Origin of the sequence: Micromonospora sp. HNM0581, assembly GCF_012726175.1 — a bacterium.
Taxonomy (GTDB): Bacteria; Actinomycetota; Actinomycetes; order Mycobacteriales; family Micromonosporaceae; genus Micromonospora.
Genome location: NZ_JAASAD010000003.1, coordinates 245,262 through 268,529, shown reverse-complemented (window position 1 = coordinate 268,529; position 23,268 = coordinate 245,262). Strand labels below are relative to the sequence as shown.

At 69.1% G+C, this 23,268-nt stretch carries 21 protein-coding genes and 1 pseudogene; 10 read left to right on the top strand and 12 right to left on the bottom strand.

Translation table 11 applies throughout. The features are described 5' to 3' along the window. Window positions 1–6 precede the first annotated feature (6 nt). Entirely contained in the window at window positions 7–1,086 is a 1,080-nt protein-coding gene (locus HCA58_RS06625) for an inositol-3-phosphate synthase (RefSeq protein ID WP_169596993.1), read from the top strand. A 48-nt stretch (window positions 1,087–1,134) separates the two neighbouring features. On the opposite strand, the pseudogene HCA58_RS06620 reads toward HCA58_RS06625, so the two are convergent. Next, a pseudogene (locus HCA58_RS06620) lies at window positions 1,135–1,401 on the bottom strand (MGMT family protein); the annotation flags it as partial. Beyond that, window positions 1,352–2,812, bottom strand: a complete 1,461-nt coding sequence (locus tag HCA58_RS06615; RefSeq protein WP_169596857.1) for a CCA tRNA nucleotidyltransferase — start codon at window positions 2,810–2,812, stop codon at window positions 1,352–1,354. The pseudogene HCA58_RS06620 and the gene HCA58_RS06615, both read right to left, overlap by 50 nt. Window positions 2,813–2,938: 126 nt before the next feature. Between HCA58_RS06615 and murJ the strand changes: the two genes are divergently transcribed. The 7 genes from murJ to HCA58_RS06580 all read left to right on the top strand — a co-directional run bounded on the left by murJ (window position 2,939) and on the right by HCA58_RS06580 (window position 11,425). After that, window positions 2,939–4,684: a murein biosynthesis integral membrane protein MurJ gene (gene murJ / locus HCA58_RS06610; RefSeq protein ID WP_169596856.1), complete on the top strand. Its 1,746-nt coding sequence runs from the start codon at window positions 2,939–2,941 to the stop codon at window positions 4,682–4,684. A 441-nt stretch (window positions 4,685–5,125) separates the two neighbouring features. Then, entirely contained in the window at window positions 5,126–6,724 is a 1,599-nt protein-coding gene (locus HCA58_RS06605; protein WP_169596855.1) for a protein kinase family protein, read from the top strand. Window positions 6,725–6,758: 34 nt separating this feature from the next. Next, window positions 6,759–7,502, top strand: a complete 744-nt coding sequence (gene sigM, locus HCA58_RS06600) for an RNA polymerase sigma factor SigM (RefSeq protein ID WP_169596854.1) — start codon at window positions 6,759–6,761, stop codon at window positions 7,500–7,502. Beyond that, entirely contained in the window at window positions 7,499–8,572 is a 1,074-nt protein-coding gene (locus tag HCA58_RS06595; protein WP_169596853.1) for a hypothetical protein, read from the top strand. Before sigM ends, HCA58_RS06595 begins: the two co-directional genes overlap by 4 nt. 174 nt (window positions 8,573–8,746) lie before the next feature. Continuing rightward, a complete protein-coding gene (gene trxB, locus HCA58_RS06590) occupies window positions 8,747–9,697 on the top strand; it encodes a thioredoxin-disulfide reductase (RefSeq protein ID WP_169596852.1) in 951 nt (316 codons plus the stop codon). Between the two features lie 30 nt (window positions 9,698–9,727). Then, window positions 9,728–10,051 (top strand): thioredoxin, encoded by a 324-nt coding sequence (gene trxA, locus HCA58_RS06585; RefSeq protein WP_169596851.1) that lies wholly within the window; start codon window positions 9,728–9,730, stop codon window positions 10,049–10,051. A 207-nt stretch (window positions 10,052–10,258) separates the two neighbouring features. After that, the gene (locus HCA58_RS06580) at window positions 10,259–11,425 is read left to right on the top strand and encodes an N-acetylmuramoyl-L-alanine amidase (protein WP_169596850.1); all 1,167 of its coding nucleotides are present in this window, start codon (window positions 10,259–10,261) and stop codon (window positions 11,423–11,425) included. Between the two features lie 100 nt (window positions 11,426–11,525). Here the strand turns inward: HCA58_RS06580 and HCA58_RS06575 are convergent, their stop codons facing one another. Further along, on the bottom strand, window positions 11,526–12,191 hold the full coding sequence (locus HCA58_RS06575; RefSeq protein WP_169596849.1) for a GNAT family N-acetyltransferase: 666 nt from the start codon (window positions 12,189–12,191) through the stop codon (window positions 11,526–11,528). A 347-nt stretch (window positions 12,192–12,538) separates the two neighbouring features. Between HCA58_RS06575 and HCA58_RS06570 the strand changes: the two genes are divergently transcribed. Further along, window positions 12,539–13,855, top strand: coding sequence for a PLP-dependent aminotransferase family protein (locus HCA58_RS06570; RefSeq protein WP_169596848.1), 1,317 nt, complete (start codon window positions 12,539–12,541; stop codon window positions 13,853–13,855). An 8-nt stretch (window positions 13,856–13,863) separates the two neighbouring features. Further along, the gene (locus HCA58_RS06565) at window positions 13,864–14,853 is read left to right on the top strand and encodes a D-alanine--D-alanine ligase (RefSeq protein ID WP_169596847.1); all 990 of its coding nucleotides are present in this window, start codon (window positions 13,864–13,866) and stop codon (window positions 14,851–14,853) included. Here HCA58_RS06565 and HCA58_RS23385 read toward each other — a convergent pair. The 9 genes from HCA58_RS23385 to rpmH all read right to left on the bottom strand — a co-directional run bounded on the left by HCA58_RS23385 (window position 14,831) and on the right by rpmH (window position 23,030). After that, window positions 14,831–15,811, bottom strand: coding sequence for a hypothetical protein (locus HCA58_RS23385; RefSeq protein WP_346775887.1), 981 nt, complete (start codon window positions 15,809–15,811; stop codon window positions 14,831–14,833). The genes HCA58_RS06565 and HCA58_RS23385 overlap by 23 nt on opposite strands. Before the next feature lie 1,137 nt (window positions 15,812–16,948). Then, the gene (locus HCA58_RS06555; protein WP_169596846.1) at window positions 16,949–17,959 is read right to left on the bottom strand and encodes a ParB/RepB/Spo0J family partition protein; all 1,011 of its coding nucleotides are present in this window, start codon (window positions 17,957–17,959) and stop codon (window positions 16,949–16,951) included. Window positions 17,960–17,986: 27 nt separating this feature from the next. Further along, window positions 17,987–19,279, bottom strand: coding sequence for an AAA family ATPase (locus HCA58_RS23820; protein WP_346775886.1), 1,293 nt, complete (start codon window positions 19,277–19,279; stop codon window positions 17,987–17,989). 310 nt (window positions 19,280–19,589) lie between these two features. Then, complete coding sequence (rsmG, locus tag HCA58_RS06545; protein WP_346775897.1) at window positions 19,590–20,291, bottom strand: 16S rRNA (guanine(527)-N(7))-methyltransferase RsmG; 702 nt, start codon at window positions 20,289–20,291, stop codon at window positions 19,590–19,592. Window positions 20,292–20,381: 90 nt separating this feature from the next. Beyond that, window positions 20,382–20,969, bottom strand: a complete 588-nt coding sequence (locus tag HCA58_RS06540) for a R3H domain-containing nucleic acid-binding protein (protein WP_169596844.1) — start codon at window positions 20,967–20,969, stop codon at window positions 20,382–20,384. A 201-nt stretch (window positions 20,970–21,170) separates the two neighbouring features. After that, window positions 21,171–22,157, bottom strand: a complete 987-nt coding sequence (yidC, locus tag HCA58_RS06535; protein WP_169596843.1) for a membrane protein insertase YidC — start codon at window positions 22,155–22,157, stop codon at window positions 21,171–21,173. Between the two features lie 3 nt (window positions 22,158–22,160). Further along, window positions 22,161–22,448: a membrane protein insertion efficiency factor YidD gene (yidD, locus tag HCA58_RS06530; RefSeq protein WP_169596842.1), complete on the bottom strand. Its 288-nt coding sequence runs from the start codon at window positions 22,446–22,448 to the stop codon at window positions 22,161–22,163. Further along, window positions 22,445–22,858, bottom strand: coding sequence for a ribonuclease P protein component (gene rnpA, locus HCA58_RS06525; protein ID WP_169596841.1), 414 nt, complete (start codon window positions 22,856–22,858; stop codon window positions 22,445–22,447). Before rnpA ends, yidD begins: the two co-directional genes overlap by 4 nt. Before the next feature lie 34 nt (window positions 22,859–22,892). Further along, the gene (gene rpmH / locus HCA58_RS06520) at window positions 22,893–23,030 is read right to left on the bottom strand and encodes a 50S ribosomal protein L34 (protein ID WP_013736606.1); all 138 of its coding nucleotides are present in this window, start codon (window positions 23,028–23,030) and stop codon (window positions 22,893–22,895) included. Between the last annotated feature and the right edge of the window lie 238 nt (window positions 23,031–23,268).

The window sequence follows — 23,268 nt, the reverse complement described above, 5'->3', positions numbered from 1 at the left end:
CACGCGATGGGCTCCGTCCGCGTCGCCATCGTCGGTGTGGGTAACTGCGCCTCGTCCCTGGTACAGGGCGTCGAGTACTACCGGAATGCCGACCCCAACGACCGCGTCCCGGGTCTCATGCACGTCACCTTCGGCGACTACCACGTCTCTGACGTGCAGTTCGTCGCGGCGTTCGATGTCGACGCCAAGAAGGTGGGCATGGACCTCGCGGAGGCGATCGTCGCCAGCGAGAACAACACCATCAAACTCTGCGACGTGCCGCCGACCGGCGTCACCGTGCAGCGTGGCCCGACCTTCGACGGCCTCGGCCAGTACTACCGCGAGATCGTCGAGGAGTCGGACGCCACGCCTGTCGACGTGGCCAGGGCACTACGCGACGCGCAGGTCGATGTGGTCGTCTCGTACCTGCCGGTCGGCTCGGAGCAGGCCGACAAGTTCTACGCCCAGGCCGCGATCGACGCCGGCTGCGCGTTCGTCAACGCACTGCCGGTCTTCATCGCCTCCGACCCCGAGTGGGCGCAGAAGTTCACCGACGCGGGCCTGCCAATCGTCGGCGACGACATCAAGAGCCAGGTCGGCGCCACCATCGTGCACCGTGCGCTAGCGAAGCTCTTCGAGGACCGGGGGGTCGAGCTGCTGCGCACGTACCAGCTCAACTTCGGCGGCAACATGGACTTCATGAACATGCTGGAGCGCAACCGACTGGTCTCGAAGAAGATCTCGAAGACCCAGTCGGTGACCTCCCAGGTGCCGCACGAGATGACCAAGAGCGACGTGCACATCGGCCCGTCCGACCACGTGCCGTGGCTGGACGACCGCAAGTGGGCGTACATCCGCCTGGAGGGCCGCTCGTTCGGCGACACCCCACTCAACGCCGAGCTGAAGCTGGAGGTGTGGGACTCGCCGAACTCGGCCGGCGTCATCATCGACGCCGTCCGGGCTGCGAAGATCGCACTGGACCGGAAGATCGGCGGCCCGATCCTGTCGGCCTCGTCGTACTTCATGAAGTCCCCGCCCGTGCAGTACGCCGACCACGACGCGCACGCCGCCGTCGAGGCGTTCATCGCCGGTGAGGTCGAGCGCTGACACGTCGACCACGAACAGCACCGGCGAGGGCCGGGTCCGCACGGACCCGGCCCTCGCCGTCCGCCGGGCCACCTCACCGTAGGTGAGAGTCTCCCCGTACGGGACGCGGGTCATCTCCCGCCACACCGCCCGCTCGAAACCGGAGCCACGCGGCACCGTCACCGGCACCTCGAAGTCGGTCAGATCCCCAGCGAAGTACGCACGCAGCTCCGCCACCGCCCGCCGGGAAGTCTCGTCGGCCGTCGAGCCGGGACCGCCCGGTAGGTCAGTCGCGGACGCCCTCTTCGCGGGCCCAGCGCAGCAGCTCCGCCTCAGCCGTGTCGCGGTCCAACGGTCCGCGCTCCAGCCGCAGGTCCTTCAGGTGTTTCCAAGCGCGTCCCACCACCGGACCGGGCGGCACCCCCAGCAGCTCCATGATCGCGTTACCGTCCAGGTCGGGTCGGACCTGGGCCAGATCTTCCTCGGCGGCGATCCGGGCGATCCGCTCCTCCAGGGCGTCATAGTCCGCCGCCAGTTGGGCTGCCTTCCGCCGGTTGCGGGTGGTGCAGTCCGAGCGAGTCAGCTTGTGCAGCCGGGGCAGCAGGTCACCGGCATCGGTGACGTAGCGGCGCACCGCCGAGTCGGTCCACTCGCCCCGACCGTAGCCGTAGAAACGCAGGTGCAGCGCGACCAGGGCAGTCACCTTGGCGGTCACGTCCTTCGGGTAGCGCATGGCCTTCATCCGTACCTTCGTCATCCGGGCGCCGACCACCTCGTGGTGGTGGAAGCTGACCCGCCCGTCCGGGCCGGTCGCCTTCGTCGCCGGCTTGCCCACGTCGTGCATGAGAGCCGCCATCCGGAGGATGAAGTCCGGTCCGTCCTGCTCGTACGAGACGGCGTTACCGACCACGGTGAGGGTGTGCTCGTAGACGTCCTTGTGCTGGGCGTGCTCGTCGATTTCCAGCTTCAGCCCGGTCAGCTCCGGCAGGAAGCGCTCGGCAAGCCCGGTGTCGACAAGCAGCCGCAGGCCGGCGATCGGATCTGCGCCACAGAGCAGCTTGGTGAATTCGTCGCGGATCCGCTCGGCGGTGATCCGATCCAGGTCGGTCGCCATCCTGGTCATCGCCGCTCGAACGTCCGGGTGCACCGCGAAGCGTAGCTGCGCGGCGAAGCGGGCGGCCCGCAGCATGCGCAGCGGGTCGTCGCCGAACGACTCGGCGGGCGTGCCCGGGGTACGGACGATCTTCGCAGCCAGGTCGGCCAGTCCGCCGTACGGGTCGGTGAACCGGTGCTCGGGGACACTCACGGCCATCGCGTTGACGGTGAAGTCCCGCCGTCGTAGATCCTCTACCAGGCTGGTGCCGTAGGCGACCACCGGATTGCGGCTGACCTGGTCGTACGACTCGGCGCGGAAGGTGGTGATCTCCAGCCGCAGACCGCCGCGCTGGCAGCCGATGGTGCCGAACTCGCGACCTGTCTCCCAGATCGCCTCGGCCCAGCCCCGCACGATGTCGAGGGTCTGGTCCGGGTGGGCGTCGGTGCAGAAGTCGAGATCCTCACCGAGCCGGCCGAGCAGGGCGTCGCGTACGGAGCCGCCCACGAGGTGTAGTTCGTGACCGGCGGCGGCGAACCTGCGACCCAACTCATCGGCGACCGGGGAGACCCGGAGCAGTTCGGCGACGGCGTTGCGCTGCGCGGCGGTGAGATCGCGGCGGTCGGTGGCGTGGAATGCGGCGGCTTCGGACATCGGATCCGCAGCCTATCGGTCCTGACCGGCATTGCCTCCGCCGGGCGCGGGTAACGGGCCGGGGTTGACTAAGGTTCTGTGGCGTGCGGGCCGGTGCCGGCTCCGGCGTACCCCTTGGAGGAGCAGATGAGCGGCGGGCTCTACCGCAGCGCGAACGCCCAGCAGGGCGGTGCGCCCGGCGGCTGGCCCGGTGACGGAGCCACATTCATCTCCGCCGAACCGCTCAACCAGCCCGCAGCCGAGGCGGTCGCGCCGCCTCAGGAACAGGTGGCCGAGAGCAGCGTCGCCGCCAACAGCGCGATCATGGCCATCGGCAGTCTGGTCAGTCGCGGTACGGGTTTCCTCCGCAACCTCATGATCGGTGCCGCCCTCGGCAACCTGATCGGCAACGTCTTCACCACCGCCATGTTCCTGCCACAGCAGGTGTACGAATTCCTGCTCGGTGGCATCCTGACCAGCGTGCTCATCCCGGTGCTGATCCGCCGGAGCAAGCAGGACCCGGACCGTGGCCAGGCGTACGCGCAGCGGTTGTTGACCCTGGCGGTGATCGCACTGGCCGTGACCGTGCTGATCGCGGTGAGCGGAGCCTCGGTACTCACCAGCCTCTACGCCAGCGGCAAAGACCCCGAATACACGGGCCTGGTCACCCGGCTGTCGTACCTGATGCTGCCGATGCTCTTCTTCACCGGCATCAGCGCGTTGATCGCCGCCATCCTGAACACCCGGGGCCATTTCGCGGCACCGATGTGGGCACCCATCCTGAACAATTTGGTCGCTATCGCCACGTTCGGCACGTACATCGTCGTGTTCGGTGCCCAGGCCCGGCAGCCCGCCGATGTTGAGCTGGACCAGGTCCTGCTGATCGGTGGCGGGACGCTGCTCGGTGTCGCGGTACAGGCAGCCGGACTGCTGCCGGCGCTGCGCAAGGTCGGTTTCCGCTGGAAACTGCGGTTCGACTTCCGGGAACTCGGGCTACGCGAGCTGGCCCGGCTCGGCGGTTGGATGTTCTGCTACGTGGCGGTCAACCAGCTCGGCCTCTTCGTGGTGGTCAACCTGCTCACCCGGGCGGCGGGCGAGGAGAACGCCGGCCTGCTGATCTACAACAACGTCTTCCTGCTGCTGATGATGGCGCACGGCATCATCGCGGTCTCGATCATCACCGCGCTGATGCCCCGGATGAGTTCCGCTGCGGCCGACGGCCGCTTCCTCGACTTCACAAGTGACCTGAGCCGGGGTACGCGAACGGTAAGCGCCGTACTCGCTCCGATCGCCGTCTGCTACGCGGTCCTGGCCACCCCGATCTCGGTGGTGGTCTTCCGCTACGGGGCCTTCTCCGCGGACAACGCGGTCGCCACCTCGACGGTGCTGCTGGTCGCCGCGATCGGGTTGGTCCCGTTCGCGATCAGTCAACTTTTCACCTTCGCCTTCTACGCGCTGCCCGACACCCGGCTGCCGGCGCTGATCAACATTCCGGTGGTGGCGCTGCGGGTCGGGGTGCAGATCGCGCTCTTCCTGCTGTTCGCTCCGAGCTTCACGGGTGCCGGGATGATGATCGGCAATACCGTCTCCTACCTGGCCGCCGCCACGGCCTCGGCCTGGCTGCTGCGCCCCAGGGTGGGTCGGATCGGGCTGGGAGAGATCCTGCGTACCCTCGGCCGGGTGGGCGTCGCCGCCGTGGGCGCCGCGTTGGTGGGCCTGCTGGTGATCATCCTCCTACCCGGCGGCGACACGCCGACGTGGTGGGAGGCGATGGTGCAGCTGCTGGTCGGTGGCGCGGCCATCGGTGGTACCTACCTCGGCCTGGCGACGGTGCTGCGGATATCCGAGATCACCGAGGTGGTCGGCATGGTCCGCCGCCGGCTCGGCCGCTGAACCGGGCCGGTCCGACCTGCACCGAGCGTGACCGCCGATCACCAGGCTGGGGACGCGGCTGTGGATAACTCCGCGCGCCGCCGCTCAGTTGACGGAACAGCCTGTGGATAACCAACCGTACGGCCGAGCATGCCCGGACGATCGACGGGGAATCCGGAGCTACCGAACCCGCTGATTCGAACGGTCCCGCCCCGGCCGGAGCCGCTCGTGATCAGCCTCTAGATTGGCTGGTACATGTTCCAGCAACGTGGTCGACATCGGTGGTAACGGGACGAGTCCGCTCTCCGCTGACCTCGCCGTCACCGGACGGCGGGAAGATGACATGTCGGGGACCGGGCCATCCCGGGTAAGGTCGCACTCGACGGGTACGGCAGGCACCGGCACGTGGGACCGTGCTGCGTCCGGTCGGCCGGTACCAGATGAAGGCGGAGCGGGAAGCAGATGCCCAGCAGCGCGGGTCCATCGATCGACACGATCACCGAAGGAGGACGGGTGACCCAGGTCGGCGAGGGTCAGGACGCGGACGAGACCACTCCGCCAATCATGACCTTCGGTGCTCCGACGGCCGGTGAGATCCTCGCCGAACGTTACGAACTCGTAGAGCACATCAACAACGACAGCGCGGGCCGTCTGGTCTGGCGTGGGGTCGATGTCGTGCTGCGCCGCCCCGTCGCGGTCGTCATGCGCTACCCCGGGGGCGAGTCCGCCACCGAGATGCTTCAGGCCGCGGTCGCCGCCAGCCGGGTCGTCCACCCCAACCTCGTCGGCGTGTACGACGCCATCGACGAGGCCGTGCGAGCCTACGTGGTACGCGAGTGGGTCGACGGTCAGTCCCTGCGGGACCTGGTGGCGGGTGGGGTGTTGGACGCCGCCCGCGCGACCGCCGTCGGCAACTCCGTAGCCAGCGCCCTGGCCGCCGTGCACGCCACCGGCATGGTGCACGGGAACGTGCACCCCGGCACGGTGATGATCAGCGATGACGGCCGGGTGGTACTCGCGGACGCCCGCACCGACGGTGACGACAGCCAGGAGAGCGACGTCCGCGCCGTCGGCGGCATCCTCTACTTCGCGATGACCGGCTACTGGCCACACGCCGAGGCACCGCTGCGTGGTGCCACCGCCGGACACGGACGGGCAGCCATCCCCGACGCGGTCCGCGACGCCAACGGGGCCGTCGCGGCTCCCCGTCAGGTCCGGGCCGGTGTGCCGGCGTACCTGGACGACCTGACCATGGACCTGCTCGACGCCGAGATCGCCCCGCCGCCATCGGACGTGCTGACGGCAGAGTTGGCCCGGCTCGACGTTCCCGACGACGACTATCTCGACAACAGCGGCCCGCTACGGTTCTCGGGTGAGACCGGTGAAGAGCCGTCACCGTTGGCCGCGGCCGGCGGTCGCAAGGTCGCCCTGGGCATCGCCGGGTTGCTGGCGGTGGCCCTGATCGGGCTCCTGATCGGGATCAGTACCCTCGGCGGCGACGACGGGGACCCACAGACCAACCCGGTCGCGGCGCCGACCTCCAGCGCACCGGTGAGCGAGGAGCCAGCAGCGCCCGCTGTCCGGAACCTCGAGATCAGCGCTGCTCGGATCATCGATCCGGACAGCAGCGACCGCACCGAGGTGCGCGACGCCGAGAAGGTCTTCGACGGCGATCAGGACGACGGCTGGTCCACTGAGACTTACAACCGGAGCAACTTCGGCAACCTGAAGCGGGGCATGGGCGTCTGGATCGACCTCGGCGCCGAGCGGACCGTCAAGTCGGTACAGGTCAACCTCTCCGGCCGGGGTGCCTCCGCGGAACTGCTCACCGGCACGATCGACGCCCCGTCGTCCAGTTCGGGTGACGACCAGGTCCTCACGGCTTACCTGAAAAACAAGATCGGGCAGCCCTTCGAGGAGCATGACGGCTCCACGATGACCTTCGACGGCTTCGACGCCGACCAGAAGTACCGCTACCTGCTGTTCTGGATCACTGAGCTGCCTCCGAACGGCGGCGGCTTCAAGGTCGGGGTCCAGGAGATCACGGTCCAGGGGTCATGAGACGTCGGCACGGCGGCAGCCACCGGGGCGGGTGATGGAGGTACGCGACGCCGGCCGCAACCACACGGGTGCCGCTCCGGTGGACGCCGGGGTCAGCGACCTCGATCTGCTGCACTCCCACGTCGCCGGTGACCGGGACGCCTTCGGCGAACTGTTCCGCCGGCACCGGGACCGGCTCTGGGCGGTCGCCCTGCGTACCCTCGGCGACCGTGAGGAAGCCGCCGACGCCCTGCAGGACGCGCTGCTGTCCGCCCATCGGGCGGCCAGCCGGTTCCGAGGCGACTCGGCGGTCACCACCTGGTTGCACCGGATCGTGGTGAACGCCTGCCTCGACCGGATCCGTCGACGGCGGGCCCACCCGACTGTGCCGTTGCCCGACGGGATGCGCGGTCCCGAGGACGGTCCGGCCACCGGCGGCGTGGAACCGGCCGCGCCGGTACACGACCACGACACCGCGATGGTCGTCCGGGACGCCCTTGCCGCGTTGCCGCTGGAGCAGCGGGCCGCTCTCGTCCTCGTCGACGTGCAGGGCTACCCGGTCGCCGAGGTCGCGCGGATCCTCGGAGTCGCTGAAGGAACGGTCAAGAGTCGCTGCGCCCGTGCCCGTGCCCGGCTCGCGGTCACACTCGGCCACCTGCGATCGGGCGACGGGCCGGAGGCCGCCGACCCGCCCTCGGACGTGCCGGAGGTCACCCGCGGGAACCCGAAGGAACCATCGGGCGTCCGATCGAGGTCGGGACGGTCCCGACCGGCCGCCAACCATCAGGAGGAAGCGTGAGCACCGGGGAGTTCAGCGAGGTCGACGATGACCTGCTCGCCGACTACCTCGGCGGCGCGCTGGACGGCACTGCCGAGCACGCCGAGGTCGCCCGCCGGGTGGCGCAGGACCCGGCGTGGGCCCGGGCCCACGCTCTCCTGGCTCCGGCCGTCGACAGCGTCCGGGCCGAGCTCGCCGGATGGGGTGAGCCGACGCTGCCGCTTCCGTCCGAGATCACCGACCGGATCAGTGCTGCCCTCGCCGCTGCGGATCCGGTCGTCGTACCCGCAACGGAACACGCGGCAGCGGCCACCGGGCAGACCCGCCATCAAACCGGCGACGTACACGGATCGGCACCGAACGGCGGCAAGGTGGCGCCTGTGCCGGCCCAGCCGGGCGGGTCGCGTCGTCCCCCGGGATCGTTGCGTCCGGGGCAGGATCGGACTTCATCGTCGCGTCCGGGCCACCGACGTCGCCGCTGGGCCCGCCTCTCCGGACCGGTTGCCCTCGCCACCGCCGCCGTGGTCGGGTTGGGCGTACTCCAGCTGTTGCAGCCGGGTCGGGGGGAAGACGCCGCCACCGACACCGCACTGGACGACCGGGCCGTCAGTCCCACGGCCCGGCACGCGTATCCCGAGGACTCCGCCGAGCAGCCCGGGACTCTCTCCGCATCCGAGCATTCCTCCGCAGCGTCCGGCGCACCGTACCAGGTCGTCGGCCCGCCGCAACGTAGCGACGTCGACTACACGCCGGAGGTGCTGGCCCGGACGACACCGAGCATCAAGGAGTTCTCCAGCGGTACTGACCCGGGACCCGGAGCGGAGAGCCAGGAGCGTCTGGCTGGCCCGGGTGACCTGACCCGGCTGGGCGGGCAGGCGGCGCTCAGCGCCTGCCTGGCGGAGATCGGCGCGGAGCACAGCGCAGGACCACTGATCTTCGATATCGTCGAGTACGCCCGCTTCCAGGGGCAACCGGCGCTGGTCGTCCAGTTCACCGATGCCTCCGGCACGAGCTGGGCATGGGTGAGCGGCCCGGAGTGCGGTGTGCCCGGGTCCGGCTCGGACGCCCGTTACCGTACGCGGGTAGGGTGATCCTGCGGTCCTTGGACATTTGACCGTCCACGTGACCTGACCCACCGCGTGACCGGCTCGGGAATTCCCGCTTCGTACGATGGCGTTCTGTACATCAGTTGCCGCCGCGTCGGCACTCGGATCGGCATCGGCCCGTGCGCCGGTGACGACAGTCAACACGATTGGGAGACGGCAGTGGACGAGGTCCGCAACCTGGTCATCATCGGCTCCGGGCCGGCCGGCTACACCGCGGCGGTCTACGCGGCGCGTGCCAACCTCACGCCGCTGGTGATCGAGGGTGTGCAGTCCGGCGGTGCGCTGATGACCACCACCGAGGTGGAGAACTTTCCCGGTTTCGCCGACGGCATCCTCGGCCCCGAGCTGATGGACAACATGCGTAAGCAGGCCGAGCGGTTCGGTGCCGAGTTCCTGACCGACGACGTCACCCGGGTCGAGCTGGCCGACACCGGCCACCCCGGCGCGGTGAGCACCGTCTGGGTAGGTGAAACCGTGTATCGGGCCCGGGCCGTGATCCTCGCGACGGGCTCCGCGTGGCGACCGCTCGGCGTGCCCGGTGAGCAGGAGTATCTCGGTCACGGTGTCTCATCGTGCGCCACCTGTGACGGCTTCTTCTTCCGCAACCAGCACATCGTCGTCGTCGGTGGTGGCGACTCGGCGATGGAGGAGGCGAGCTTCCTGACCCGCTTCGCCGACTCGGTGACGATCCTGCACCGCCGTGACTCGTTCCGGGCCAGCAAGATCATGGCGGAACGGGCACTGGGCAACGAAAAGATCAAGGTCGAGTGGAACACCGTGGTGGAGGAGGTACTCGGTGCCGACGGCAAGGTCGTCGGCGTACGGGTACGCAACGTCCACACCGGCGAGGCCAAGGTGCTCGACGTCACCGGCGTGTTCGTGGCGATCGGCCACGACCCACGCAGCGAGCTGTTCCGTGGTCAGGTGGAGATGGACGACGAGGGGTACGTGAAGGTGCAGGCCCCCAGCACCCGGACCAGCGTCCCCGGTGTCTTCGCCGCCGGTGACCTGGTCGACCACACGTACCGGCAGGCGATCACCGCGGCCGGGACCGGCTGCGCGGCCGCCCTGGACGCGGAACGTTTCATCGCCACGCTGCCCAGGAGCTGAACCAGACACAACGGAGGAGGAGGGTCAACAGTGGGAGCAACCAAATCGGTCACCGACGCGAGCTTCGCGGTGGATGTGCTGAAGTCCGACAAGCCGGTCCTGGTGGATTTCTGGGCTGAATGGTGCGGACCGTGCCGTAAGGTGTCGCCGCTGCTGGAGGAGATCGCCGGTGAGATGGGCGACCAGGTGAGCATCGTCAAGCTCAACATCGACGAGAATCCGGAGACCGCCCGGACGTACCGGGTGATGTCGGTGCCGACCCTCACCGTCTTCAAGAACGGCGAGCCGGTGCAGTCGATCGCCGGTGCCAAGCCCAAGGGCGAACTGGTGAAGCTGATCGAATCGGCGCTCTGACTCTCCCAGCGACGACGTCGCTGTCGGCCCCGTGACCGGACCCACCGGTACGGGGCCGACGTGCTTTTTTGCCGCCCGCCACCCCAGCGGATCGCCGAGCGCATAACCTCGAACCGGGGCCGCCGGACGCCGGTGAGCACCTGGTCCCCGCCAACGGCACCCGTCGGCGGGGCCCGGCAGCCACCGACCGTGCAGAGGGGGTCGTGCGTGCGTCCGATCCGTCCCGGTGACCGGGGACCCGCAGTGACCGAGATCCGAGCGGTGTTGACCAGCCTCGACCTGCTGTCGAAGGCAACCGGTCCGCACAGCGACGAGTTCGACCCGGCGACCGAACGGGCGGTCCGCGCATTCCAGCAGTCGCGCGGTCTCAGCGTCGACGGCCGCGTCGGTGCGGAAACCTGGCGGGCCCTCGACGCCGCCCGCTGGCGGCTGGGAGCCCGCACTCTCTACCACGCGGTGCCGGTGCCACTCACCGGCGAGGATGTCCGGTCGCTCCAGGAACGGCTGATGGAGATGGGGTACGACACCGGTCGGGCCGACGCCATCTACGGCATCCGCACGTCCCGGGCGGTAGCGCAGTTCCAACGCGAGGTGGGGCTCGTGCCGGACGGCACCTGCGGCCCGCACACCATGGACTCTTTGCGTCGCCTCGGCCGGAAGGTGGTCGGCGGACGGCCGCAGTGGCTGCGCGAGTCCGACGCCATCCGGCAGTCCGGACCGACACTCGTAGGCCGAACCGTCGTGATCGACCCCGGCCACGGCGGAACCGACCCGGGCGTGGTGGTGGCGGACGGCCCGCTGCGCTGGACCGAGGCTGACCTGATGCACGATCTGGCCAGCCGGCTGGAGGGACGCCTCGCCGCAGCCGGGGTACGGGTACAGCTCACCCGAGGACCGGCACCGGCGACCTGTCTGCCTGACCTCGACCGGGCGCATCTGGCCAACTCACTCGGCGCCGACGTGTTCGTTTCGCTGCACACCGATGGCCACCCCAACCCGATGGCCGAGGGCGTCGCCACGTACCACTACGGCACCGACAACGGCGTGACCTCGGCGACCGGGGAACGGCTCGCCGGGCTGGTCCAGCGCGAGATCGTGGCGCGCACCGGACTGCGGGACTGCCGCACCCACGCGAAGGCGTGGGATCTGCTCCGGATCACCCGGATGCCGGCGGTCCGCGTCGAGGTCGGCTACCTCACCTCGCCGTCCGACCGGGAACGGCTGATCGCTCCCCGGTTCCGGGACACCCTCGTCGAGGCGATGGTTGCCGCGGTGCAGCGGATGTACCTGCCGATCGAACGCGACGTACCGACCGGTTCGATCGACGTCAGCGAACTGCGGGCAGCTGTCGCCGCCGGTACCGTGGTCGACTGAGCAGCCTCGTCCGGTCAGGCGGAGGAACAACCCGGCCGGACGCACAGTGGTGAACCCGGGTGTCCGCTCGGGGACGGCCGGTCAGGGCGCCGGGCGCGATTCAGCCGGCCGTGGAGCGGGTCGCGGGTGCCGGTCTGACCGGCCGCAGCAGCGACTCCGGGCTCATCGAGCCGAGCAGCTTCTCCAGCGCGTACTCGACGTCGGACTTCCAGCTCAACGCTGTCCGAAGCTCCAGCCGTAGCCGCGGATACCGCGGGTGAGGTCGGACCGTCTTGAAACCCACCGAGAGAAAGAAGTCGGCGGGTGCCACACACGCACCATTCGGATCGGCGGAGTCACCGAACTTCGCATCGCCGAACGCTTCGATCGCCTTGATGCCGCGCTTGGTCAGGTCCCGCGCGACCCCCTGCACCAGCATCCGACCGAGGCCACCACCGGTGAACGCCGGTACGACGTTCGCGGTCATCAACAGTGCCGCGTCGGCGGAAACCGGAGACGTCGGGAAGGCCATCGACCGGGGGACGTAGGCCGGCGGAGCATACATCACGAACCCGGCAGGCATGCCGTCGACGTAGATCAGCTTGCCGCAGGAACCCCATTCGAGCAGAGTCTGCGAGACCCACGCCTCCTTCTCCAGCCCAGGGTCGCCGGCAGCGCAGGCTCGGTCCGCGGAAACCGGATCGAGCTCCCAGTACACGCACTGGCGGCAGGGACGAGGCAGATCCTCCAGGGTGTCCAGGGTCAGGCTGACCAGACGTCGCGACATTTGCGCTTCCCCACACTAGGCTCGGAGGTGGGACCGGCCCGGGCGGTTCCGCCGCTGCGACGAACCGACTGGCACCGCCGCAACAGCGAAAGAACGGCACCGCCGTGTTGCTGCCCCCGAGGAGCGATCGTACGCCGCCGGTCGGCGCCAGGGGAGACTAAGCGTGAAGGTCCGCCTCGAGTGGCCCGGTCGGCTCGTGACCCGGCATGTGGACGCAGGAGAAATCGACGACGCCCCGGGCGGTGCACGGCGGCTAGGATCGACATCCGGCGCGCCGTACCGCCATGGTCGCCGGTGTCCCGGGTAACCGGGACCGGAGCCGTCCGAGCAGCCATCGGGGTGATGTGATGACCGGCACGACACTCGACGACTACACCGACCGGTACGCCCGCCGGGTCCGGGGCATGACCGCGTCGGAGATCAGGGCTCTGTTCGCGGTCGCCAGTCGACCGGAGGTCGTCTCCCTCGCCGGCGGTGCGCCCTACATCGCCGCACTGCCCCTGGACGCCGTCGGTGAGATGCTCGGCCGGCTCGCTGCCGAGCAGGGCAGCACCACCCTGCAGTACGGCATCGGCCAGGGCACCCTGGAGCTGCGTGAGCGGATCTGCGAGGTGATGGCCCTTTCCGGCATCGACGCCGCCTGCGGCGCCTCCCCGGAGGACGTGGTGGTGACCGTGGGGGGGCAGCAGGCGCTCGACCTGGTGGCCCGCCTCTTCCTGGACCCGGGTGACGTGGTGCTCGCCGAAGGGCCGACCTATGTCGGTGCGCTCGGAGTGTTCCAGGCCGCCCAGGCGCAGGTGGTCCACGTACCGATCGACGAGGACGGGCTGATCCCGGCCGCACTGGAGACCGCCATCGCGGAGCAGACCCGGGCCGGGCGTCGGGTCAAGTTCCTCTACACCATCCCCACCTTCCAGAACCCGACCGGTGTGACGCTCACCGAGCAGCGGCGGGAGCAGGTACTCGACATCTGTGAACGCGCCGGGCTGCTGGTGGTCGAGGACGACCCGTACGGCCAGCTGAGCTTCGAGGGCGAGGCGCCCGCCCCGCTGCGGGCGCGGCGGCGGGACGGCGTCTTCTACCTCAGCACCTTCTCCAAGACCTTCGCCCCGGGGCTGCGGGTCGGCTGGATCCTCGCGCCGCACGCGGTACGGGACAAACTGGTGATCGCCAGCGAGGCACAGATCCTTTGCCCCAGTGCGTACGCGCAGGCTGCCGTCAGCACGTACCTCGGCACCATGCCCTGGCGTGAGCAGCTGAAGGTCTACCGGGAGGTCTACCGGGAGCGGCGGGACGCGATGCTCACGGCGCTGGAGGACCTGATGCCGGCCGACACCCGCTGGACCGTCCCTGGCGGTGGGCTGTTCGTCTGGGCCACGCTGCCCGAGGGACTGGACTCGAAGGCGATGATGCCCCGGGCCATCGCCGCGCGAGTCGCCTACGTTCCCGGCACCGGTTTCTACGCCGACGGCAGCGGTAACTGCCACATGCGACTCAACTTCTCGTTCCCCGCGCCGGAGCGGATCAGGGAAGGCGTACGCCGGTTGGCCAGCGTGATGGAACAGGACATCGCCATGCGGCGGGTGTTCGGGGCGGTGGGCGAGGCCGGCACGTCTCGGCGGAGCCGGACCGGCTGGGACGCGCCAGGGCCAGACTTGGCATGATGCCCGGCATGGGTGTCACCGCTGCCGAAGAACCCGCCGTGCCGGGCCCTGGTACCACCGATCTCCACGTGCTCGTGCTCGCCGGTGGTCTGTCGTACGAGCGGGACGTGTCGCTACGCTCAGGGCGCCGGGTACTCGACGCGCTGCGCGCCGTCGGGATGCAGGCCGAACTCCGCGACGCTGACGTCGCCCTGCTGCCGGCGATCACCGCCGATCCACCCGACGCCGTGGTGGTCGCCCTGCACGGCGCCACCGGGGAGGACGGGTCGTTGCGCGGCGTGCTGGACCTGTGCGGCGTACCGTACGTCGGCTGTGACGCACGGGCCTCCCGTCTCGCCTGGGACAAGCCGTCGGCGAAAGCCGTACTTCGGGAGGCTGGCATCGCCACCCCCGACTGGGTCGCCCTGCCCCACGACCGGTTCAGTGAACTCGGCGCGGTCGCTGTGCTTGACCGCATCGTCGACCGGTTGGGGCTGCCACTCATGGTGAAGCCCGCCCAGGGCGGCTCGGGCCTGGGCGCCGCCGTGGTGCGGGACGCGGCTTCACTGCCGGCCGCCATGGTGGGTTGTTTCGCGTACGACTCGACGGCCCTCGTCGAACGGTACGTTCCCGGCATGGACGTGGCGGTCTCCGTCGTCGACCTCGGCGACGGCCCGCAGGCGCTACCCGCGGTGGAGATCGTGCCCCGCAACGGGGTGTACGACTACGCGGCTCGCTACACCGCCGGCCGGACGACCTGGCACACCCCGGCCCGCCTGGAGCCCTCAGCCGCGGAATCGGTGGCCCGCGTCGCGCTGGCCGCCCACTCCGCTCTCGGCCTGCGTGATCTCAGTCGAGTCGACGTGATCGTCGACTCGACCGGGCAGCCGCACGTGCTCGAGGTCAACGTCTCACCGGGTATGACCGAGACCTCGCTCCTGCCGCTCGCGGTACAGGCTGCCGGTCTCGACTTCGGACGAATGATCGGCCATCTCGTCACCCGCGCTGCGAGCCGCTGATCTTTGGTTCAGGCTCGGCACTCACCGGCCCGGTGGTGTGCTGCTGTCTGGTCTGCGCGGTATCGACCTGCGGGTCGTTCCCGGCAGTCACCGGCTCCGGGTGGGTCTCCGCGACTTCGAAGACCTGCGGCGTCGTTGGCGCAGGTCGAGTCGTGCCGGCAGCCTCCGATTCTGGCGGACGCTGCGCCGCAGCGCCGGTACCCTCTTCCGGCACCGGTCGCCTCGCCGGCTCCACCGAGTCCGGCGGGCCCGAGCTGATGCTGGCACCTGGCGCGTCGGGTGGTTCAGCCGTCTCGCCGATGGCGTCCAGCAGTGACCTTCCCTCTGCGGGCGCCGGATCGGTGGGCGAGGTCGACTGCGCGGTCAGACTGGACGGCGTCTGCCACTGGATGCGGGGTGGCTCGGCGAGCGGCCGTCCGCCGAACTCTGCCAGCCAGGCCGCAACCAGAGCGAGATTCTCCCGCCACTGATCCTCCGAGATGGGCGGCAGGATCGAGTCCCAGAGCGAGAGGAAGGTGCCGCGGAGTTGAAGTCGACCGTACGGCCGGGCGAGGAACCACATGTGGAGGTGAGCAGACCCGTCTCCCCACCGGTTCACGTGCACGCGGGCTACTCCGTCGAGTGAACGGATGGCTCGTTCGAGCCGTACCGTCATCACGCCCAGCTCGGCAGCGAGCAGGTTCGGTAGGTCGCCGAGGTCGAGGTGGGACCGTGACTCCAGAATGAGGACCATGGGCAGGCCCGTCGGTCGGTCCATGGCACGCACACGCCATCGTTCACCGACCCAGATGTAGGCGTCATCGGGCGCGAGGCAGGCGGTGCATTCTCGGTGAGCCTCACCCTTGCGGGGCGGCTCGACAGAGACCGGGTCGGCGAGCGGCTTGACCCGGAGGTCGCCCTCGAACGGAAAGGACGGCCACTGGGTGAAGTCTGGAACTGCGGGAGGGGTGTCGTGCACGACGCTGACCCTAACTGAAGTTCGGGACCGCTGTCCCTACCCGAGCCGCCCTCGACTTTCCGGCGCGCCCGACTGAGGAGGTGGGCCCGTCGGATGGTTCCCCCCAGAGTTATCCACAGGCAGCCGAGGCGTCGTCACTGTCCCGCTTTCCCAGTTTGACAAGGAGTTTCGGCCCATGTTTCACGTGAAACGATGCGAACCTGTGGACAACCGATGTGGATAACGTCAGGGTCCGCGTCTGGTCCGCCGGTCGGTCGAATCGGCGGCATGACGTCGCCGTCCCGCGCTCGAGGTAGTCGCCGTTTCACGTGAAACGGCAGCCACCTCGACTGGTCAGCGGCACGCAGACGGCTTGTGATCGCTGCCGTCACCAGACCCAGTCAGCGGCACTCCGGCTGTCGAGCGAGGCCGCCGGTCGCCCCTGCCGAGCTGACCGGAGAGGCCGCCCCGAGTCTGCCCGTTCCACACCAGCGTCTGGCCGGGTAGCCGCCGCAGCTGGCCGCCGATCCCTGTCGCCACGATCCGCCCGCACCGGGGCCGATCCGCCTGCTCCGCAGCTGGGTGTTTCACGTGAAACGCTGGGCCACGTTCATTCTGTCCTTACAGCCGCCTTCCCATCCGGCAGAGCTACTCCCTCCTGCTGGTCCTCAACCGTCCGGCCCGCTCTCCACCTACGTCGGCCCTCACGCCCCTGGCAGGGGATCGGATGTCGGCCTCCGGATCGGGTGCAGATCACCAACGCCAGCGGTCCGCTGGTCGAGGCGAGATGTATGCCGGAGCGCGATGGGTGGACTCGACGAGCACGAGCACCACCAACCACGAGTGGCCAACGGACGGAGAACGGCGCCAGGATCGCCGTGGGCGGGTACGTCTCCCTGCACACGCTTACCGCCCGAGGTGGGCGTCGGTCGGTGGCGTCAGAGCCGACTCCGGTGTCGGCCACACCTGTCCGCCTGTTGTTGTCGTCCCGACGCGCCAGCCCCCGCCCCGACGCCACAAGGCCGCGCGGCTCCGGCCTCGTTCGGTCCAAGCCCCACGGGGTTTGCGATGGCCCGACAAGGCCTCTCGGCTCACCCGGCAAGCACACGAAAGGGCCGCCTCGCCCAAGCGCGGCGAGGCGGCCCTTTCAGATGGCTATCAGTCTTCCGACTCCTCGCGTTCCACGCCGATGATGCCGACGATCCGCTCCAGATCGTCTACCGTCGCAAACTCGATCGTGATCTTTCCCTTGCTCCGACCGATGTCCACCTTCACCCGGGTGTCGAACCGGTCGGAGAGGCGATCGGCCAGGTCGGTGAGCGCCGGTGCATGTGGCTTCGGCCGACGTTTCGCCAACTCCCTCTTGCCCGGTCCGTCGTTGAGGGCGAGCGCGACGATCTCCTCGGTGGCACGGACGGACAGGCCCTCGGCGACGATTCGCAACGCCAGCTGTTCCTGGGTCTGCGGATCGTCCAGGCTCAGCAGTGCGCGGGCATGTCCGGCGGACAGCACGCCGGCGGCGACACGCCGCTGTACCGGTGCTGGCAGGTTCATCAGCCGAATGGTGTTCGAGATCTGGGGCCGGCTGCGACCGATGCGTCGGGCGAGTTCCTCGTGGGTGGCCCCGAACTCCTCCAGCAGCTGCTGGTAGGCGGCTGCCTCCTCCAGCGGGTTGAGATTCGCCCGGTGGATGTTCTCCAGCAGCGCGTCCCGCAGCATCGCGTCGTCCCGGGTGTCGCGCACGATCGCCGGGATGTTGTCCCGCCCGACCGCTTGGGCTGCTCGCCACCGGCGCTCCCCCATGACAAGCTCGAACTTCTCGCCGTCGAGCTGCCGCACCACGATCGGCTGAAGGAAGCCGACCTCCTGGATGGAGGTCTTCAACTCCTCCAGGGCCTCCTCGTCGAACACCTGACGAGGCTGTTTCGGGTTCGGCACGATCGAGTCGACCGATATCTCCGCGAAGCGCGCACCGGGCACCGGGCTCAAATCCAGCTCCGGCTCGATCGTCAAAGCCGGTAACGGTGGCGATGTCGGTGCCGCGACGGCCGACGCACCACTCGTTTCCGCCTTCAGTGAACCGACACCAGCACCAGTTTCCGGCGCTGGTCCGGTCGGAATGAGCGCCCCCAGGCCTCGTCCCAGACCGCCCCGTGGACGGTTCTTCATACCACGCCTCCCAGCGCCTCGTACGCACTACGCATTTCGGCTCACCGGCTCCTTGACGCCCCGCTCGGCAATCTCCTGCGCGGCCTCGAAGTAGCTCGTGGCGCCCCGCGAGCCTGGATCGTAGGTCACCACCGACTGGCCGTAGCTGGGTGCCTCGGAAACCCGCACGTTACGGGGAATGACCGCGTGCAGCACCTTATCGCCGAAGTGGTTCCGGACATCCTGCTCGACCGCGTCAGCGAGCCGAGTACGGCGGTCGTACATCGTGAGCAGGATCGTGGAAACCTCAAGCCGCGGGTTGAGGTGCTGACGGACCAGATTGATGTTGTTGATGAGCTGATTGAGCCCTTCGAGCGCGTAGTACTCGCACTGGATCGGGATGAGCACCTCCTGCGCGGCCACCAACGCGTTGACGGTCAGCAGGCCGAGTGAAGGCGGGCAGTCGATGAACACATAGTCGAAGTGCCCCGGGTAGGCGGTGATGGCGCGGTCCAGCCGCGACTCGCGGGCCACCACGGACACCAGCTCGATCTCGGCACCGGCCAGGTCGATGGTGGCCGGTACACACCAGAGGTTGGGAATGCCCTCTACCGCCTGGGTCACTTCCTCCAACGGCATACTGTTGATCAAACAGTCGTAGACGTCGGGCACACCGGTGTGGTGCGGCACGTTCAGCCCGGTCGAAGCATTGCCCTGCGGGTCGAGGTCGACAACGAGCACCCGGTTGCCGTGCAGGGCCAATGCCACTGCAAGGTTGACCGTTGTCGTGGTCTTCCCTACCCCGCCTTTCTGGTTCGCGACACACATGACCCGGGTCCGGTCAGGCCGAGGCATGGTCACCTCGCCACTGGGATTCAGGATCTGCACGGCGCGCATCGCCTCCATTGCCAACGGTGGGTCATCCTCTTCGCGTGTCGGGGTTTCACGTGAAACGTACGCGGACTCGGTCGCAGCTGACGTGTAGGACCCGTCCGCGGGTACAGGCGAGTCAGCTGCCGGCCGGGCATCCGGCACTATGCCGGATGTCGGGGTTTGCACTGGCGCCGCCTCGAAGCGCGCGGACGCGGAGGCGTTCCGGCGGGCTGGGATCACCCGCGCATCGGGGGACACGTTGACTGGGCGGCCACCTGCGTCCACGTCATCCTGGCTGCCGCTGGTTGCCGACCACGGAACGTCGGGCGCGGGCGCGTTCCGGCCAGGTTCCGGTCGGGCCTGCTGAACCTCGGAAGGCCGCCAGTTCGGATAGTCGGTTTCACGTGAAACAGGGTCATCCGCTGACCCGATCACGGAAGGATCGTCGTACCTGCCGTCGTCATGCACCTGTCATCCCTGCCCGCTTCGGATGGTCGGCCCGCGCCCGTCAACCGGGCCACTCGCGCTTTCCGCAGAGGTACCGCCCGGAGGGAGCAGTGGGGCCCGGAGGGAGATCCATCGCCGTCCGCTCCACTCTATCGACGCGCGGCCCAGCCTACGGCGCACAGGCGCGGCCGGTCCATGTCGGGTTGGTAACCGACCGGCCCTGGGGCGCACGTCGAAGAGAAGTCGACTCGCCCAGGGAGGGACACGCCACCATCGACGACATGCGTGTACCGGCCGTCCGGGTGCCTACCCGGCAGAGCGACACTCCGGCTCAGCGCCGACGTGACCGCGACCTGCTGGACGCCAACCGGGTCGCCTGACCAACGAGACGCTCCCGAACGATCTCGACCACGATCGTCGGCTGATCCACGACGCCCTCGCCACAGCGGCGCAGGACAGCGCGACCGCCACCGAGGCGGTGAACCGCCTCCGCATGCTCGGCGATCTCCCCCGAAGCCGACGCGCCCTTCAGCGCAAGGAGCCGGCCGCCGGTCCCGGTCAGCGGCAGACACCAGCCTGCCAGCCGGTCCAACGGCGCCACCGCCCGGGCGGTGACCACATCCGCGGGTACGGCGTCCGACACCGCTACCGCCTCCTCCGCTCTACCGCGGAACACCCGCACGGATGCGGTGAGCCCGAGCTTCTCCACCGCCTCGACGAGGAACGCGGTACGGCGAGCCAACGGCTCGATGAGCGTAACCATCAAATCGGGCCGGGCGATGGCGAGCACCAGACCAGGCAGCCCCGCACCCGACCCCACGTCGACCACCGAGGCGCGGGATGGGATCAACTCGGCTACCACCGCGCAGTTCAGCAGGTGACGATCCCAGATCCGAGGCGCCTCGCGCGGACCGATCAGGCCTCGTACCACACCATCGGTGGCGAGCAGTTCGGCGTAGCCGGCCGCCACATCGACGCGTACGCCGAAGAGTCGGCGAGCTGCTTCGGCCAGTTCCGGTGGCAGCACGGCCACGGTGGACGGAGGTGGGACAGCCGGCGGCCCGGGCGGTGCACCACCCGGGCCGGACGCGGCACCGCCGCTGGTGTCGTCTCTAGTCACCTGTCAGTCCGCGGGACGGACGACGATCCGGCGACTGGGCTCGACTCCCTCGGACTCGCTTTCCACCCCGTCGATCGCGTTGACCACGTCGTGGACGCATTTGCGCTCGAAGGCGGACATCGGCTCCAGCCGCACAGGATCCCCGTGCTCCTTGACCTTCTCGACGGCATTACGGGCGACTGCGGCCAGCTCCTTACGCCTTGTCGCGCGGTAACCGCCCACGTCGAGCAACAACCGGCTCGGCGTGCCCGTCTGCCGGAACACCGCGAGCCGGGCCAGTTCCTGAAGTGCCTCAAGGGTGGCGCCGCGCTGACCGACAAGGCTCTGTAGGCGTCCACCAACGACCTCTACCACTGGCCGGCCACCCGACACGAGTTCGTCGATGTCACCGTCGTAGTCGAGGATGTCGAGCAGCCCCTCCACATAGTCGGCCGCGATCTCGCTCTGCCGGAACAGGTCGCTTTCGCCCGCAGCCTTGCTCGGTGCCGCTTCGGCATCGGTCTTCTCCGACGCGGTCTGGACCGGAGCCGCCGCATTCGGCTCCGCGTCGTCCAGGGGCTGTTCGGCGCGGGGGGTGCTGGTGTCGGTCACGGTGTCATCTCCGTACTCGCTTGGCCGGACCTCGGGTCCGCTGGTTTCCCGGGGCCGGCGGGACGTCGCCGGTGCCCACGGGCACGTCTGTAGGGGCAGTTTCGCCCGTCCGCCGCCGCACGCGAGGCGCTTCGCACTCTGGCGCCGGTCACACGTCGAGTAGCGGGCCGCCGCCGGGAGACCAGCGGCGGCCCGGACGGTTCAGCCCTGCCGTTTGGCCGGGCGACCCTTCTTAGGGTTGACCGGCTTGGCACCCGGCTTCGGACCAGCGATCTTCGGCGCTGCCGGAGGCGGTGCGGCAGCTGACTTGCTCCGGCCGAACAGCCCGCTCGACTTCGCCGGCTGCGCCCCATTACGTGGGGAGTTGCCCGGCTTGGCGCTGGTCGCGGTGACCGGCGGTGGGAACTTGCGCAACACCCACTGCTGCTGGCCGAGCGTGAACAGGTTGTTCGTCACCCAGTAGATGATCACACCGATCGGGAAGATGGCGCCGGAAACCAGCAGGGACAGCGGGATGCCATACAGCATCAGGCGCTGGATCATGCGCTGCTGCGGATCCTCCGCCCAGCCCGTCTTGAGGATCATCTGACGGCTGGTGAGGTAGGTGGTGCCCATCATCACCAGCACCAGAACACCGGCCATGATCTTCACGACGGTGCCGTTGGCTCCGAGTTGCGCCAGCTCCGCCGCGGTCGAGCCGAACTTGCTGGCGATCGGCGCGGTGAACAGAGTCGCATCCGAAGCGCTGTTGAACTGGTCGACCGTCCAGCCGTAGATGTCCTTGTTGTTCTTCGCCGGGTCCGGATTGAGGCGGCGCAGCACATGGAAGAGGCCGAGGAAGACCGGAATCTGGAGGAACATCGGAAGGCAGCCCATGAGCGGGTTGGCCTTTTCCTTCCGGTAGAGCTCCATCATCTCCTTCTGAAGCGTCTCCCGGTCACCCTTGTGCTTCTCCTGGAGAGCCTTGACCTGCGGCTGGAGCGCCTGCATCGCCCGCTGCGACTTGATCTGCTTGACGAAGACCGGGAACAGGATCACCCGGACCGTGACCACCAGGAAGACGATGGCGAGGATCCACGCCCAGTTGGTGCCGAGAACCGTGCTGTCCGGAACACCGATGGCGTCCCAGGCCGAGTGCCAGGCCAGCAGGATCCACGAGATCGCGTAGTAGATCCAGTCGAGACTCAATTCTCAGGCTCCAGTCACGTCGGCAGGTCGGCGACTGCCCGGCTCCGGCACCGGGTCGTAGCCGCCAGGATGGAATGGGTGACAGCGTGACAGTCGCCGAACCGTCAGACCGGCTCCCCGGAAGCCGCCGTGCCGGACCACGGCCTCCAGGGCGTAGGCGCTGCACGACGGGTAGAACCGACAGCGGGCCGGCAACGCCGGGCTTATCCACCGACGGTACGCGATGATAGGTAGGGTCAGCACCCGGGCACCCGCGGTAGCCGGACGCGACGGTGTCTGCTCGGCGCTCATCGTGGCCGCCTCGTCCTGCCGGACCGGGCGGCGACAAGTGCCTCGTCCAGGTCGGTGCCGAGCCGCTGGTATGTGGCGTCAGCCGCAGACGGCAGGGCGCGCACCACGAGGGTGCTCCCGGCAGGCAGCGAGATCAGGCGTTCCCGGGTCAGGTGCCGCAACCGACGGCGGACCCGGTTGCGAACCACCGCCGGCCCGACAGCCTTGGAAACGACGAAGCCGGCGCGGGATACCAGCGCGGAGTCTGTCTCCGCCTCGTCCCGCGCCGACTTCGGCGCTGCGTTGTCGGATCCGGCTGTGCCCGGCACAGTCAGGTGGACTACCAGAGCCCCTCGACCAGCTCGACGGCCACCGCGAACCGCTGCGGCGAAGTCGCTGCTGCGCCGCAGTCGATGGGCGGCCGCCAGCACGACGTCACGTCCTCCGGAGCGGACCTGACCGGCCTCAGGCCGACAGGCGGGCGCGGCCCTTGGCCCGACGGGTCGAGATGATGGCGCGGCCGGCCCGGGTGCGCATGCGCAGCCGGAAGCCGTGGGTCTTCGCGCGCCGGCGGTTGTTCGGCTGGTAGGTGCGCTTGCTCACGTCAGGCTCTCCGTTGTCGGACGCCCCGGACGACTGAATCGCCGAGACGTGGTGGTCCGGGCCGCCACTGGTGGCCCCGATCGGTGCTGCCCAGCGGCGCGTAACCTCGGTTGAGCGATGAGCGGCCATGGGCAGCGAGCACCCATAACCCTAGCAGAGGGCGTAAGAGCAGCCCCTCCAGCCTAGGGTGGGGGGCAATCAGCGTCAAACCCGGCCAGTGCGGCGGTGAGCTGCGGCG

What these genes read in the sequence shown, in the direction of transcription:
- HCA58_RS06625 (WP_169596993.1), top strand. Translation starts at nt 7, where the DNA reads ATGGGCTCCGTCCGCGTCGCCATCGTCGGTGTGGGTAACTGCGCCTCG.
- HCA58_RS06615 (WP_169596857.1), bottom strand. Translation starts at nt 2,812, where the DNA reads ATGTCCGAAGCCGCCGCATTCCACGCCACCGACCGCCGCGATCTCACC.
- murJ (WP_169596856.1), top strand. Translation starts at nt 2,939, where the DNA reads ATGAGCGGCGGGCTCTACCGCAGCGCGAACGCCCAGCAGGGCGGTGCG.
- HCA58_RS06605 (WP_169596855.1), top strand. Translation starts at nt 5,126, where the DNA reads ATGCCCAGCAGCGCGGGTCCATCGATCGACACGATCACCGAAGGAGGA.
- sigM (WP_169596854.1), top strand. Translation starts at nt 6,759, where the DNA reads ATGGAGGTACGCGACGCCGGCCGCAACCACACGGGTGCCGCTCCGGTG.
- HCA58_RS06575 (WP_169596849.1), bottom strand. Translation starts at nt 12,191, where the DNA reads ATGTCGCGACGTCTGGTCAGCCTGACCCTGGACACCCTGGAGGATCTG.
- HCA58_RS06570 (WP_169596848.1), top strand. Translation starts at nt 12,539, where the DNA reads ATGACCGGCACGACACTCGACGACTACACCGACCGGTACGCCCGCCGG.
- HCA58_RS06565 (WP_169596847.1), top strand. Translation starts at nt 13,864, where the DNA reads ATGGGTGTCACCGCTGCCGAAGAACCCGCCGTGCCGGGCCCTGGTACC.
- HCA58_RS06555 (WP_169596846.1), bottom strand. Translation starts at nt 17,959, where the DNA reads ATGAAGAACCGTCCACGGGGCGGTCTGGGACGAGGCCTGGGGGCGCTC.
- yidD (WP_169596842.1), bottom strand. Translation starts at nt 22,448, where the DNA reads ATGAGCGCCGAGCAGACACCGTCGCGTCCGGCTACCGCGGGTGCCCGG.